A 14,635-nucleotide genomic window follows, 5' to 3' on the forward strand; every position below is an offset into this window, starting at 1 on the left:
GAGCCTCACATGTCCGACATGCTCAACTCCCCTGCCGGCGCCCCGCAGGCAGCCCCCCGCCCCGAAGGAAGTCCCCTTGGGGGATTAGGGGGCGGCTGTGGTTCCGGCAACTGCGCGTGCAAATCGCAAGCGCTGCAGCCGCAACAACGCGCCACCGGCTCGTTCTTCGACGACACCGACTACGGCACGCCGCAACGCCATTCAGACGTGGACGTCACGCTCGAAATCGATGGCCAGCCGGTCACGGTGCCGGCCGGCACGTCAGTGATGCGCGCCGCCGCCGAAGCCGGCGTGAATGTGCCGAAGCTCTGCGCGACCGATTCGCTCGAACCGTTCGGCTCGTGCCGCCTGTGTCTCGTGGAAATCGAAGGCAAACGCGGCTATCCGGCTTCGTGCACCACACCGGTCGAAGCCGGCATGAAAGTGCGCACGCAAACCGAGCGTCTGCAGTCACTGCGCCGCAACGTGATGGAGCTGTACATCTCCGATCACCCGCTCGACTGTCTCACCTGTCCCGCCAATGGCGACTGCGAATTGCAGGACATGGCGGGCGTCACCGGCCTGCGCGAAGTGCGCTACGGGTTTGACGGCGCGAACCACCTGAAGGACAAGAAAGACGAATCGAATCCGTATTTCACGTACGACCCGTCGAAGTGCATCGTCTGCAATCGCTGCGTGCGCGCGTGCGAGGAAACCCAGGGCACATTCGCGCTGACCATCGCCGGGCGCGGTTTCGAATCGCGCGTCGCGGCTAGCGAAAACAAGCCGTTCATGGAATCGGAATGCGTGTCGTGCGGTGCATGCGTCGCGGCCTGCCCGACCGCGACTTTGCAGGAAAAGACCGTGATCATGCTCGGCCAGGCCGAACATTCGGTCGTGACGACCTGCGCCTATTGCGGCGTGGGCTGCTCGTTCAAGGCCGAGATGAAGGGCAACGAGGTCGTGCGCATGGTGCCGCACAAGAACGGCCAGGCGAATGAAGGCCACGCCTGCGTGAAGGGCCGCTTCGCATGGGGCTACGCCACGCACAAGGACCGCATCACCAAGCCGATGATCCGCGCGAAGATCACCGACCCGTGGCGCGAAGTAAGCTGGGAAGAAGCGCTCAACTACGCGGCGTCGGAGTTCCGTCGTATTCAGGCGAAGCACGGCCGCGATTCGATCGGCGGCATTACCTCTTCGCGTTGCACGAACGAAGAAACGTATCTGGTTCAGAAGCTCGTGCGCGCGGCGTTCGGCAACAACAACGTCGACACCTGCGCACGCGTGTGCCACTCGCCGACCGGTTACGGTTTGAAGGCGACGCTCGGCGAATCGGCCGGTACGCAGACCTTCGCCTCGGTCGACAAGGCGGACGTGATCATGGTGATCGGCGCGAATCCGACCGACGGCCATCCGGTGTTCGGCTCGCGTTTGAAGCGTCGCGTGCGCGAGGGCGCGAAGCTGATCGTCGTCGACCCGCGCCGCATCGATATCGTCGATACGCCGCACGTGAAGGCGTCGCACCATCTGCAATTGCGCCCCGGCACCAATGTGGCGGTCGTGAACGCGCTGGCGCATGTGATCGTGACCGAAGGCCTGCTGAACGAAGCGTTCGTCGCGCAGCGCTGCGAAACGCGCGCATTCGAGCAATGGCGCGATTTCGTCGCGCTGCCCGAGAATGCGCCGGAAGCCACCGCTGAAGTGACCGGCGTACCGGCGCAAGCCGTTCGCGAAGCCGCGCGCATCTATGCCACCGGCGGCAACGCCGCGATCTATTACGGCCTCGGCGTCACGGAACACGCCCAGGGCTCGACGATGGTAATGGGCATCGCCAACCTCGCCATGGCTACCGGCAACATCGGTCGCGAAGGCGTCGGCGTGAATCCGCTGCGCGGCCAGAACAACGTGCAGGGTTCGTGCGATATGGGCTCGTTCCCGCACGAACTGCCAGGCTATCGTCATATCAGCGATCCGATCGTGCGCGGCCAGTTCGAGGAAGCCTGGAACATCACGCTGCAGCCGGAACCGGGGCTGCGCATTCCGAACATGTTCGACGCCGCGCTGCACGGCACCTTCATGGGCCTGTACTGCCAGGGCGAAGACATCGTGCAGTCCGATCCGAACACGCATCATGTGGCGGCGGCGCTGTCGGCAATGGAATGTATCGTCGTGCAGGACATTTTCCTGAATGAGACCGCGAAGTACGCGCACGTGTTGTTGCCGGGTTCGACGTTCCTCGAAAAGGACGGTACGTTCACCAATGCCGAGCGCCGCATCTCGCGCGTGCGCAAAGTGATGCCCCCGCTCGCCGGCTATGCCGACTGGGAAGCCACGATCCTGCTCGCGCGCGCGCTCGGCTACGAGATGGACTACACCCATCCGTCGCAGATCATGGACGAGATCGCGCGTCTCACGCCGACCTTCCACGGCGTCTCGTACAAGAAACTCGACGAGCTCGGCAGCATTCAATGGCCGTGCAACGAAGCCGCGCCCGACGGCACGCCGACCATGCATATCGACACCTTCGTGCGCGGCAAGGGCAAGTTCGTCATCACGAAGTTCATCGCCTCGCCGGAGAAGGTCACGCGCAAGTTCCCGCTGCTGCTCACCACGGGCCGCATCCTGTCGCAGTACAACGTGGGCGCGCAAACGCGCCGCACCGAAAACTCGCGCTGGCACGACGAAGACCGTCTGGAACTGCATCCGCACGACGCCGAGGAACGCGGTATCAAGACCGACGACTGGGTCGGCATCGAATCGCGCGCGGGACAAACCGTGTTGCGCGCGAAGGTGACCGAACGGATGCAGCCGGGCGTCGTCTACACGACGTTCCACTTCCCCGAGTCGGGCGCGAATGTCATCACCACCGATAGCTCGGATTGGGCGACCAATTGCCCCGAGTACAAGGTGACGGCGGTGCAGGTGATGCCGGTCGAACAGCCGTCGCAATGGCAGAGGGACTATTCGCGCTTCAACACGGAGCAGCTCGATTTGCTCAGGCAGCGCGAGTTGGCCAATGCTTCATCGGGTAAGTGAGGCGAGCCATGGACAATCAGAATCTGATCGATATGGCGAACCGGATCGGCGACTTTTTCGATTCGATGCCGGACCGGGAAGAAGCACTCGCCGGCATCGCCGACCATATCCGCCGCTTCTGGGAGCCGCGCATGCGGCGCGCCTTGCTGGCGACGCTCGATGAACCCGATGCAAACGGGCTCGAGATGTCGGGCATCGTCAGGGAAGCGCTCGTCAGGCATCGCGACTCGCTGACGCCGGCCGCTTCAGCCTTCGCCTGAGTCGATGGCTCACCCCGGCGGCTCGCCCCGCGCGAGCCGTTCAGCCTCACAGCGCAGCCTGCTCCGGAATCACGCCGCCCACGGCGAACCACGCTTCGCAGTGTCGCAGCAAGCCATGCAGATCGGACCCGGTGCGGCCGCGCGCGCTGATGTAGCCATCCGGGCGCACCAGATAGAACGACGGCCGCGTACGGCCATACGATTCGCTCAGTGCGGGGCCGCCCTCGCCTGTCGTATCCGTGATGCGCCAGATGCGCACGGCGCCCGGCAAGAGTCGTTCGACCTCGGCGGCAAGATGCTCCAGTTCCGCGTTCGGCGGCGACTCGTGTTTCGCAGCCGGATCGAGCGGCGTTTCGTCGGCCGGCATCGGCGCGACCAGCAGGAACAGCGAGAAAAATGCCGGGTCGTGCAGATCGAAAATGCAGCCGACACCGGGCGCACGGCCAAGCGGCCCGTCCACCACATGCACCAGCGCATCCGGCGCGCGCTCGCCGGCACGCGGACCGCCATCGAGTACACGCTCGAGCGTCAGCGGACTGCGCCGATACTGGATCGACAACTCACTGATGGTCAGCCGTGCCGCGTCGCGCAGCGGACCGAGCGCCGCCAGCACCGGCATCACGCGCTCGCGCAGCAGCTTCAGCGGCCCGTGATCGGCCTCGGCCATTTGCGTAATAAAGCCGCTTTGCCGCAGGACGTCACGCCCGATCGGATGCCGCTCGGCGTGATACGTATCGAGCAGGCGATCCGCCGCCGCGCCCTTCAGAACACGGGCGAGTTTCCAGCCGAGATTGAATGCCTCCTGAATGCCGGTATTCATACCTTGCGCGCCGGCCGGACTGTGCACGTGCGCCGCGTCGCCCGCGAGGAAGATTCGCCCCACGCGCATGCGTTCCACCATCCGGCTGTTGAGGTGGAAATAGGACGACCACGTCAGACCCGACACGTCGACCCGCTCATGCACGCGCCGCGCGATCAGTGCCTTGCACTCGTCGAGCGAAGGCGGCGGCACCCGATTCAGTGGCGGTTCGCCGAGCCCCGCCGGCGTAGCAGGCACCATCGCTGTCGCCGTGACAGGCTCGACGGCATGATCCGCGATCAGACGATGGCGCCCGTGGCCCATTGGAAACAGGGCGACCAGGCCGTCGCCTGACGCGAACATGTGGAACTCGTCCTCAGGCCAATCGGTTTCCGCGTGCAGGTCGGCCAGCAGGAAGGTCTGCTCGAAGGTCTTGCCCGCGAAGTTCAATCCCAGCCGGTGACGGATCGCGCTATGCGCGCCGTCGGCGGCAATCATGTACGACGGGCGCAGCGTCTCGGTATGGCCGTCCGCGCGACGCAACGTCGCCTGAATGCTGGCCGAGCCTTGCGCAAACATCGTCAACTCGACGCCGCGCTCGATCGTCACGCCGAGTGTCGCCAGATGCTCGGTCAGCAGACGCTCGGTCACGGCCTGGTCGAGAAATAGCAGATACGGATAACGCGTTTGCAGCGGATCGAAGTCGAGCCTTGCGAGGCGCATGCCATTGGAAAACAGATTGGCGATGCGGGCGCGATGGCCGAGTTCGAGAAACGGCTCGACCAGGCGATGCTGTTCAAGCAGTTCGAGGGTGCGCGCCTGAATGCCGATGGCCCGTGAATACGGGTTGGCTTGCATCGCCTTGTCGATCAGACGCACTGGAATGTGGGCACGCGCCAGACTCATCGCCGCGGCGAGTCCGGTTGGACCCGCACCGACGATCAACACCGGCGACGCATCGTTTGAAGCAGCGTCCATGCAGAACTCCGGAGGCAGCAGTGCGCTCTAGTGTACGCCGCCGATCATCCGCCCGACGGTGCGCTGCATCAAACGCGGGGCGTCCGGGCGCCGCCGGCGGCTCAGTGCGCGTGCGGCGGGTGTTCCATCGCGCAGTGGTGATCCGTGGTGCCGAGGTCGACCTGCAGCGTCGCGTGCTGCATCGAAAAACGTTCGCGCAACGTGATGACGATGCCGTCGATCGACTCGTCGCCCGGATGGCCCGCCGGCATCACCAGATGCGCGCTGAGCGCGTTGCCGGTAGTCGAGAGCGCCCACACGTGCAGATCGTGCACGTCGGTGACGCCGGGCTGGTTGGCGAGATAGTCGCGAATCCGTTGCAGATCGACGCCAGGCGGCACGGCGTCGAGCGCAAGCCGCACCGAATCGCGCAGCAGACCCCACGTGCCGTACACCACCACGGCCACCACGAGCAGGCTCATCACCGGGTCCAGCCACGACCAGTTGGTGAACAGAATCACAAGGCCGCTGAGCGCGACCGCGGCCGAGATGCCGGCGTCCGCGGCCATGTGCAGAAAGGCGCCGCGAAGGTTCAGATCTTCCTTCTGGCCACGCATGAAGAGCCACGCGGAAATCCCGTTGACGACGATGCCGATTGTCGCGACCACAAACACGGCGAGCCCCGCGACCGGCGCCGGATTCATCAACCGCCCGATTGCCTCGGCGACGATCACGCCGCACGCGAACAGCAGCAGGCCGGCATTGATGAGCGACGCGAGAATCGACGAACTGCCGTAGCCGAATGTGTAGCGCGCCGACGGACGGCGGGTGGCAAGCCATGTGGCGCCCCAGGCAAGCAGCAGGCCGAGCACGTCGGAGAGATTGTGGCCGGCGTCGGCGAGCAACGCGGTGGAATGCGCGATCACGCCGTAGACGCCTTGAATCACCACGATCGCGATGTTCAGCGCGACGGCAAGCGCGAATGCGTGGCCGTGACCTTTGACGGGTGTGTGGGCGTGGCTGTGGCCAGCGTGACTGTGGCCGCTGTGGCCATGCTGGTGGCCGTCGTGGGTGTGGTCGTGATCGTGGGTGTGATCGTGGGCGTGATGGGCATGCGCCGAGCCGTGCTCATTCTCATGCTCCGCGTGCTCATGGCCGGCGTGCGCGTCATGGTCGTGAGCAGCGTGGACCTGCCCATCCACCTGCGCACTGTCGCTCTCGCCCCCATCGAGCCATACCCGCGCGTGATGCTCCTCGCGCTCCTGGGCGGTCCGGTTCGGCGTGGCGGTTTTCTTCATGACGGGCCCAGAGGAAATTCGGCGGCCGGTTCGGCCACGTGCTCGAGCATGCCGGCCAGCATCGCGCTGATATGGCGGTCGGCGGCGAGATAGAACACCTGCTTGCCCTGCCGCTCCGCGCGCACGATCCGCGCCGCGCGCAGCAGCCGCAAATGGTGGCTCACCAGCGACGGCGACAAACCCAGCCCCTCCGCGATCGCGCCGACCGCGCGCCGTTCGTCGACACATGCGAGCACGATGCGCAAGCGGGTCGGGTCGCCGAGCAGGCGAAACAGGTCGGCCAGCGGCACGATCGTGTCCGGCGAGCGGTCTTCGAAACTGACGAGCGAAGCAGTGGAAGCCATAACAGACGGGGACATTCGCATACATATGAACAAGTATTCATATGTTATATGCATTGATACGACAGGTCAAATCGGAGGGCGGTCCGGCGAGTGTGGGAAAATGCGGCGTTCGCCTCACCTGAAAGACCATCCCTCCGTCATGCAACCTGTATTTGACCGCGCTTTCGCGGCGCATCGTGACGGCCGGCTCGACGACGCCGAGCGCGGCTACCGCGCGACGCTCGACGGTAATCCCGTGCACGTCGACGCGTTGCATCTGCTGGGCGTGCTGCGCCACCAGCAAGGTCAGCACGCCGAAGCCGCCGACCTCGTGCGGCGCGCGGTGAACCTGCGCCCGGAAGACGCCGCGCTGCAACTGAACCTTGGCAACGCGCTGAAGGCGCTCGGTCAGATCGACGACGCCATCGAACAGTTTCGCAACGCACTGACGCTTGCGCCGTCCTTCCCGATGGCGCACTACAACCTCGGCAACGCCTACGCCGCGGCGGGCCGCCACGAAGACGCCGCCGACGCGTTCGAGAAGTCGCTGCGCCTGCAACCGCAGGACGCCTCGTCGCATAACAATCTTGGCAACGCGTTGCACGCGCTCGGCCGCCATACAGACGCGATCGCCTCGTTTCAGCGCGCGCTCGAATTGCGCCCCGGGCACGCGGGCGCGCTCAACAACATGGGCATGTCGCTCAACGCGCTCGACCGTGCGGATGAGGCGATCCCCTGTTTTAAAGCAGCGCTGGCCGGCGAACCGCGCTTCGTCGCCGCGCATTTCAATCTCGCCAATACGTTCGACGCCACCGGCCGACACGAGGAGGCCGTCACCTCGTTTCAGGCGGCGCTGGCATTGCAGCCGAACCTGCCGCCGGCCATCTTCGGCTTCGGCAATGCGCTTGCGGCCCTGGGACGGCACGCGCAGGCGCTGCCGTATTTCGAGCGCGCGGTCGGCCTCGATCCGCAATTCGCCATTGCGTGGCTCAGCCTCGGCACCGCCCACCAGGCGCTGGGCGCGCACGCCGCGGCGGTGCGCGCCTTCGATCAGGCGCTGCGTCTGCGCCCGGACCTCGCCTCCGCGCACATGAACCGCGCGCTGACGTGGCTCACGTTGCGCGATTTCACGCGTGGCTTGCCCGAATACGAATGGCGGCTCCAGACCACCGCACAACCGGTCATTCAAACCCTGTCGCGCTGGCACGGCGAGCCGATCGAACAGCGCACGCTCTTCGTGCACGCCGAACAGGGTTTTGGCGACACGCTGCAATTCGTGCGCTTCGTGCCACTGGCTGCGCAGCGGGCGGCGCGCGTCGTGCTCGAAGTGCAGCCGCAGTTGCTGCCGCTCCTCGCGCTGGCGGCACAAGCCTGGCGCGTCACGTTGATCGCCCAGGGCGCGCCGCGGCCGGCAGCGGACCTGCATTGCCCGCTGCTGAGCTTGCCGCTGGCGCTCGGCACGACCTACGACACGATTCCCGACCGCACGCCCTATCTCAGCGTACCGCCTGCCTATGGCCGCAAATGGCGCGGCTCGCTTGGCGGCCAGGCAAAGCGCAAGATCGGTATTGCATGGTCCGGGCGCATCCAGCAGAACGAAACCCGTTCGATGCCGCTCGCCGCGCTCGATCCGCTTTTCGCGCTGGACGGTATCGACTGGATCGTGCTGCAGCCCGAACTGAGCGCCGACGAGCGCGCGGCGCTCGACGCGCATCCGCGCAGTGGGTCGATACATCGCTTCGACAAGCGGATCGGCGATTTCGCGGACACTGCGGCAATCATCGAACGGCTCGACGCGGTGGTGTCGATCGATACGTCGATTGCTCACCTGGCCGGCGCGCTGAAAAAGCCGCTATGGCTGATGCTGCCGTTTGCGGCGGACTGGCGCTGGTTTGTCGGCGAAACGCGCAGCACGTGGTATCCGGGCGCGACGCTGGTGCGCCAGGCGCAACCCGGCGCGTGGTCCGATGTGGTGGCTGCCGTGGCGAACGAATTGCGCCACGCCTAGCCCGGCGCGACTCGCCACAACCGGCCGCCGCTGCAACGCTGCAACGCTGCAATCCTCAATCCTCAATCCTCAATCCTCTACGCCCAACAAAAAACCCCGCGCTCGTGAGAACGCGGGGTTTTTGTTTGCCCGAATGAATCGGTGAAGCGCTATGCGGTTCGGTACTGGTTGCGCGACTCCGGCGTGCGATACAGCACAAGCGTTGCAATCAGGCCGCAAATCGCCGCCACGCCCAGGAACAGACCCGGCGCGGCCTTGTTGGCGGTGGTGTGAATCAGCAAGGTCGAAATGGCCGGCGTGAAGCCGCCGATCGTCGTTGCAAGGCTGTACGCCAGCGAAAAACCGGCGGTGCGGACTTCGACGGGCATGACTTCGGTCAGTGCCACCACCATTGCGCCGTTATAGCTGCCGTACAGGAACGACAGCCACAACTCGACGGCCAGCAGCCGCGCGAACGACGGCTCGGCAACCAGCCATTGCAGTGCCGGATAGGCGGTGATGATCGTCAGGATCGTGAACGCCAGCAACACCGGACGGCGGCCGATACGATCCGACAGCGCACCCGCGAGCGGCAGCCAGACCAGGTTCGACAGACCGATACACACGGTCACGACCAGCGTATCGATCGACGACAGCTTGAGCACTTCCTTGCCGAAGGTCGGCGTGTACGCGGTGATCATGTAGAACGACACCGTGGTCATGATCACCATGCCCATGCCGCCCAGCACGATGCCCCAGTTCGCGGCCATCGTCTTCACGATCTCGCCCATGCTCGGATGATGCTTGCGCGCCTTGAATTCTTCGGTTTCCTGCAGCGAACGGCGAATCAGGAACAGGAACGGTACGATGAGGCAGCCGATCAGGAACGGCACGCGCCATCCCCAGGCGGTCATCTGGTCGGCCGGCAGCACTTTGTTGAGCACCACGCCGATCAGCGCGGCGAACACCACGGCGACCTGCTGGCTGCCCGACTGCCACGCGCAATAGAAGCCCTTGTTGCCCTTGGTCGCGATCTCGGACAGATACACCGACACGCCGCCCAGTTCGACCCCGGCGGAGAATCCTTGCAACAGGCGGCCGAACAGTACGAGCGCCGGCGCCAGGACGCCGATCGTCGCGTAGCCTGGAATCGACGCCACCGTGAGCGTGCCGAGCGCCATCAGGCCGAGCGTAAGGATCAGGCCTTTGCGGCGGCCGTGATGGTCGATATAGGCGCCGAGCACGATCGCACCGAGCGGCCGCATCAGGAAGCCCGCGCCGAAGACCGACAGGGACAGCATCAGCGAGGCGAACTCGTTGCCGCTCGGAAAATAGGTCTTGGCAATCGCGGAAGCGTAATAGCCGTAGACCATGAAGTCGTACATCTCAAGAAAGTTGCCGCTGACAACGCGGAAAACGGTCTTGACCTTGGATTCTTCGACTGAGGAAGCGGCGTGTGTCGCAGTAGACATGACATTCTCTGATAAGCCCGCCGCCGCATGAACATGCGACGATCAGGCAGTTGAACCAATCCACTGCGTGCAGCGAGCGGATGCCACGGGCGGAACAAAAAAAGAACGCGCCGGGGGCGCTGCATTCTCATGCTGAACGCAGTGCCGCGGTATCAGGGTAAACGTTGTGACTCAGGCGGGGCCTGCTACACGTAATGTTACCGTTCCTGGCGCTGTCGCGAAATGCATGCGGTTTCCTTACATATCTCGTCACGCGTCCTTCGCCATGGACTTTTGCAGCGACGCAATTTCGTTGAATATCATCCCGATGCAAACCACCCACGCCCTTTCGCTGCGCCCCGCGACCTTGTCCGACGCCGCGCTGATCGCTTCGATTCACAGCGCCAGTTGGCAGGCCACTTATCGCGGCCTGTTGCCCGACGCTTTTCTCGACGGCCAGGTCACACAGGAGCGCGCCGCGTATTGGGCGGCGCGTCTCGGTGCGCCGGGCGGCGAGCGCCGTATGGTGCGGATCGCGGAGTTGGCCGGCGAGCCGACCGGTTTCGTCTGTGTCGAACAGCAACCGGAATCCGTATGGGGTGTGCTGCTCGATAACCTGCACGCCCTGCCGGCCCATCAGGGCGTGGGCGTCGGCAAACTGCTGATGCGCGCCGCTGAAGACTGGGCGCGAGCGCAAGGCGAGACGCAGTTGTATCTGTACGTACTCGAAGGCAATACCCCCGCGATCGGTTTCTACGAGCGGCAAGGCTGGCAGTTCGTTGGCGCAGAGCCGGATCATATGGGCGGCGTGGATATCACCGCGCTGCGCTACGTGTACAGGCTCGATCGATAGAATAGGTGCGCCCGGTTTGATCGCCACCAGAACGTCGCAGACCGGTGCCTCATTTTCGGAACAGTCCGATCGTTCATTCGGCCGCTTCCTGACATTATCTTCCGCACCCTGATGGCTTCATCTCGAAGCGTCTGTGCGCCGGCGTGTTAAATCCGCGTGCAGCGTTTCATTTGCATCCCTCCGAAGCCAGAGTTCCCACAGATCCGCCGGCCCACCCATCCGGTGATCCTTCATGAGGCGCTGCAAAGAGACCGATGTCGACCACCATTCCCCTCACTCTGATCGAAGGCTCGATGGCGCTCCCGCGGTTGCGCCCGCTCGGCCATTTGCCAGCCCCCTTCGGGCGCAACTGGGCATTGCTGCCGCCGGGCCGCAGTCTGCGCGCGGAACTCAAGGCACTCTACGCGGCCGTGTTCCGCACCTTCTGCATGAATGCGCAGACCATCCGCTCGATCTGCAAATGGGAACCGCTGGGCGAGCGGACCGCGAGCGCTGCCTCGAACGCAAGGCGGGATATTTCGCCTGAAGAGCCTCTGCCAGCATCCCCGGAACGCGTGGTGCTGATGCCGGACAGCGCACTGGTGTTGCACCCCGCAGGGCGCGGCGCGGCGAGACACAGGGGTGCGCTCGCGGGCGGCGCGTGCGCACTCGGCGGCGCCGCGATGCTCGCGTGGCTCGCGTTCGGCCATCTGGCGCAGCGTCATGCGGTAAGTGACGCCAAACCCACAGGAACGGTGTCGGCCAATCGGGAGGTGCTACCCTCGAAGCCGCGTGCAGCCGACGCGACGGCAACCCGCCGCGTAGCAAACAGCGAATCAAGCGCGGGGACGTCGAGCGGCGCGTCATCGGCTGCACGCGTGGCTTCGGCTTCGGCTTCGGCTTCGGCTTCGGCTTCGGCTTCGGCTTCGGCTTCGGCTTCGGCTTCGGCTTCGGCAAGCATTTCACCAAATGCGGCGCGCACCACCACATCGGGCGGTGCCGCAGCGAGGCTCTCGCCCGATATCGTCCCGCAGGTCACAGCCACACCATCACGCACCGCTACCGCCCGCGGCCCATCGCGTCGCCGCGACAAGCTGCGCGAACGGACCGTTGTCTTCCCCGACACAATTCAGCAGGGCCGTTCGGCGGGCGCCGCTGTGATACGCCCGCCAGATCCGCAAACAGCAAACGACGGAATGCCACAGCCCGTCGTCCCGGCGATGGCACAAGGCGTTTGGCCAAAGCCATCCGCAGCAGGCCCTTACTCATCGCTTGCGCCGTCACAACCTGGCACCGACGAATACGCATCGGTCAAGCTGTCGGCTGGCACACACCTGCGCGATATCGCGCCGCCACCGCCCCCAGCCTCGTCGATCAATTCCCCCGCGACCAGCGCAACGAAATGGATGGATCACATGTCACAGCGCCGCGTGACCGACGTTCCGGACCAGTTCGCGAAGTAAGCGACAGGTCATCGCGTAAATGCGCATTGCCGCGCGGCATTGACGGGACATCAAGGTGCCGCGCTATACTTGTCAGATGGAGACGAACCCGACCTCACTAAGCCTGCATCGTTGGTGGCACGCCTGAACCCGGCGGCCCGTTTCCTCACGAACCTGAAAATGTGATGCCGCCAGTCCTGGCGGCATTTTCGTATCTGCGCGCTGATGGCTGGTGGTGTCGAGAAACATACGGAACACTTGACCATGTCACACGCAAACCAACCCGTCATCCTCACTGGCGACCGCACAACCGGCCCGCTCCACCTTGGTCACTTCATCGGCTCGTTGCGCGCTCGCGTACAACTGCAGCATGAGGCACAGCAGTTCCTGCTGCTCGCCGACACGCAGGCGCTGACTGACAACGTCGGCCGCCATCAGAAAGTCACCGAAAACGTCATCGAGGTGGCGCTCGACTACCTCGCGGTGGGCATCGACCCGTCGAAATCGACCATTCTGATCCAGTCGCAAGTGCCGGAGCTTGCCGAGTTGTCGCAATATCTCCTGAATCTCGTGACCGTCGCGCGACTCGAGCGCAATCCCACTATCAAGGCCGAAATCCAGTTGCGTGGTTTCGAGCGCGATATTCCCGCCGGCTTTCTGATGTATCCGGTTAGTCAGGCGGCCGATATCACCGCATTTAAGGCGACACACGTGCCGGTAGGCGATGACCAGCTACCGATGATCGAGCAAACCAACGAACTGGTGCGGCGGTTCAACAACACCGTCGACCGGGAGGTACTGGTTGAGTGCGAGGCGGTGCTCTCCAACGTCTCGCGGCTGCCCGGCACCGACGGCAAAGCCAAAATGAGCAAATCTCTCGGCAACGCGATTGCACTGGGCGCCGCCCCGGACGACATCACGAAGGCGGTCAACGACATGTACACCGACCCGAACCACCTGCGCGTAAGCGACCCTGGGCAGGTCGAGGGCAACGTGGTGTTCGCGTTCCTGGATGCATTCGAGCCGGACGTGCAGAAAGTAGACGACCTCAAGGCACACTATCGCCGCGGCGGCCTGGGCGACAGCGTGGTCAAGCGTGTGCTGAACGAACGGCTGCAGGCGATCATCGAACCGATCCGCGCCCGGCGTCGCGAGTTGGAGAGTGACCGGGCTGAGGTGCTGGCTATCCTGCGTCGCGGCACGATGCGCGCACGGGAGGTCGCTGGGAATACCTTGTCCGAGGTGAAAGGCGCGCTGGGATTGACCTACTTCGAATGATCGAAGACGCAAAAAAAACGAATCCCCCGGAACGCGGTGCTCACGGGGGATTCCTGGAAATCAGCTTCGGTCTACCCGCGCCTTTGCGGCACAGTTAGGCATTCATTGCCGGGCTTTTTGCTCACGTCACGCACTTACTTCTGCGTAGGCAATCCAAGCTCGGTCTGCCGCTGCAATTGCATCACTTCGCCCTGCACCTGCCGCAACTGCGCCTGGGCCTTTTCCTTTTCCGCATGCAAGGCCACCGCTTCACTCTGCGTTTGGCGCTGGTAGTCGTTGACCTTGGCCTGCTGCGTACGGGCAACATCGAGATCGGCCTGCAACCGTTTCGCGCGATCTTCCGACAAAGCGATGATGTCCTGGATATACGCTTTCTGCGCCTGCAACTGTGTGCGGCGAATCTCGACATCGGCCAGTTGCACCGTTTGCTGGACAAAGCCGGCATACACCGCTTCAGCACGCACCATGTCCTGCGACTTGATGACGCGCCAGAAATGTTTATCCTGAAATAGCGCGACGTAATACGTCATTTCCTGCGGATAGAAAAACAGACTCGCGCCGTAACTGCCGTTATAACTTGTGCGCAGTTCGCTCAGCTTTGCGTCGTGAATCATCTGCATCAGTTCGGCGACATTGCCTTGCGCATCGCCGGCCGTAGCCGCTGCGCCTGACGCCGCATTGCGCAGCGCGGCGACAACCGGCTGCGGCGTCAGCGTGTTCATGGCTGGCCGTGTGCCGGCCAGAGGCGCGGCCTCGTCGCTTTGCGCAGCCAGCACGAAACCGCCATGCTGCAACAGCGCACACGAGGTCGCGAGCAGCATGGCGCGCCGTATAGTTAAGGGGTACTTCATACGTGCATGCTCCATGCAAATCCAGATCAGCCGCAGATTATCGCGCGGATTGGCCGTTAAGCGAAGCATTGAGATGTCGCACGGAAGCACTTTAAATCGAGATAAATCGACAGCGGAGAATTCGGCTATGCGAATCCGG

The 14,635-nt window shown here is 64.1% G+C and carries 11 protein-coding genes; 6 read left to right on the plus strand and 5 right to left on the minus strand.

The window, feature by feature from the left end; translation table 11 throughout:
- The first annotated feature begins 9 nt into the window (after nt 1-9).
- Together fdhF and PQR27_RS16125 are read left to right on the plus strand one after the other, a co-directional pair.
- Nucleotides 10-3,018 carry a formate dehydrogenase subunit alpha gene (fdhF, locus tag PQR27_RS16120; RefSeq protein ID WP_408524581.1) on the plus strand — a complete coding sequence of 1,003 codons (3,009 nt, stop codon included), beginning with the start codon at nt 10-12 and terminating at the stop codon, nt 3,016-3,018.
- A gap of 8 nt (nt 3,019-3,026) precedes the next feature.
- A complete protein-coding gene (locus tag PQR27_RS16125) occupies nt 3,027-3,278 on the plus strand; it encodes a formate dehydrogenase subunit delta (RefSeq protein WP_408524582.1) in 252 nt (83 codons plus the stop codon).
- Nucleotides 3,279-3,324: 46 nt separating this feature from the next.
- Here PQR27_RS16125 and PQR27_RS16130 read toward each other — a convergent pair whose 3' ends face one another.
- The 3 genes from PQR27_RS16130 to PQR27_RS16140 all read right to left on the minus strand — a co-directional run bounded on the left by PQR27_RS16130 (nt 3,325) and on the right by PQR27_RS16140 (nt 6,691).
- Entirely contained in the window at nt 3,325-5,055 is a 1,731-nt protein-coding gene (locus PQR27_RS16130) for an FAD-dependent monooxygenase (protein WP_408524583.1), read from the minus strand.
- A gap of 101 nt (nt 5,056-5,156) precedes the next feature.
- Nucleotides 5,157-6,332 (minus strand): cation diffusion facilitator family transporter, encoded by a 1,176-nt coding sequence (locus PQR27_RS16135; RefSeq protein WP_408524584.1) that lies wholly within the window; start codon nt 6,330-6,332, stop codon nt 5,157-5,159.
- Nucleotides 6,329-6,691 carry an ArsR/SmtB family transcription factor gene (locus PQR27_RS16140; RefSeq protein ID WP_408524585.1) on the minus strand — a complete coding sequence of 121 codons (363 nt, stop codon included), beginning with the start codon at nt 6,689-6,691 and terminating at the stop codon, nt 6,329-6,331. The genes PQR27_RS16135 and PQR27_RS16140 overlap by 4 nt, the downstream gene beginning before the upstream one ends.
- A 124-nt stretch (nt 6,692-6,815) precedes the next feature.
- Between PQR27_RS16140 and PQR27_RS16145 the strand changes: the two genes are divergently transcribed.
- Complete coding sequence (locus PQR27_RS16145; protein WP_408524586.1) at nt 6,816-8,663, plus strand: tetratricopeptide repeat protein; 1,848 nt, start codon at nt 6,816-6,818, stop codon at nt 8,661-8,663.
- 149 nt (nt 8,664-8,812) lie between these two features.
- Here the strand turns inward: PQR27_RS16145 and PQR27_RS16150 are convergent, their stop codons facing one another.
- Nucleotides 8,813-10,114, minus strand: coding sequence for an MFS transporter (locus PQR27_RS16150; RefSeq protein WP_408524587.1), 1,302 nt, complete (start codon nt 10,112-10,114; stop codon nt 8,813-8,815).
- Nucleotides 10,115-10,421: 307 nt separating this feature from the next.
- On the opposite strand from PQR27_RS16150, the gene PQR27_RS16155 reads away from it, so the two are divergent.
- The 3 genes from PQR27_RS16155 (at nt 10,422) to trpS (ending at nt 13,645) form a co-directional block, all read left to right on the plus strand.
- Nucleotides 10,422-10,946, plus strand: a complete 525-nt coding sequence (locus PQR27_RS16155; RefSeq protein WP_408524588.1) for a GNAT family N-acetyltransferase — start codon at nt 10,422-10,424, stop codon at nt 10,944-10,946.
- Nucleotides 10,947-11,200: 254 nt separating this feature from the next.
- Nucleotides 11,201-12,388, plus strand: a complete 1,188-nt coding sequence (locus PQR27_RS16160) for a hypothetical protein (protein WP_408524589.1) — start codon at nt 11,201-11,203, stop codon at nt 12,386-12,388.
- A 243-nt stretch (nt 12,389-12,631) separates the two neighbouring features.
- Nucleotides 12,632-13,645, plus strand: a complete 1,014-nt coding sequence (gene trpS / locus PQR27_RS16165) for a tryptophan--tRNA ligase (protein ID WP_408524590.1) — start codon at nt 12,632-12,634, stop codon at nt 13,643-13,645.
- 134 nt (nt 13,646-13,779) lie between these two features.
- Here trpS and PQR27_RS16170 read toward each other — a convergent pair whose 3' ends face one another.
- Entirely contained in the window at nt 13,780-14,496 is a 717-nt protein-coding gene (locus PQR27_RS16170) for a DUF2968 domain-containing protein (RefSeq protein ID WP_408524591.1), read from the minus strand.
- Nucleotides 14,497-14,635 lie beyond the last annotated feature (139 nt).

This window comes from Paraburkholderia fungorum, assembly GCF_046027215.1.
Taxonomy (GTDB): domain Bacteria; phylum Pseudomonadota; class Gammaproteobacteria; order Burkholderiales; family Burkholderiaceae; genus Paraburkholderia; species Paraburkholderia fungorum_D.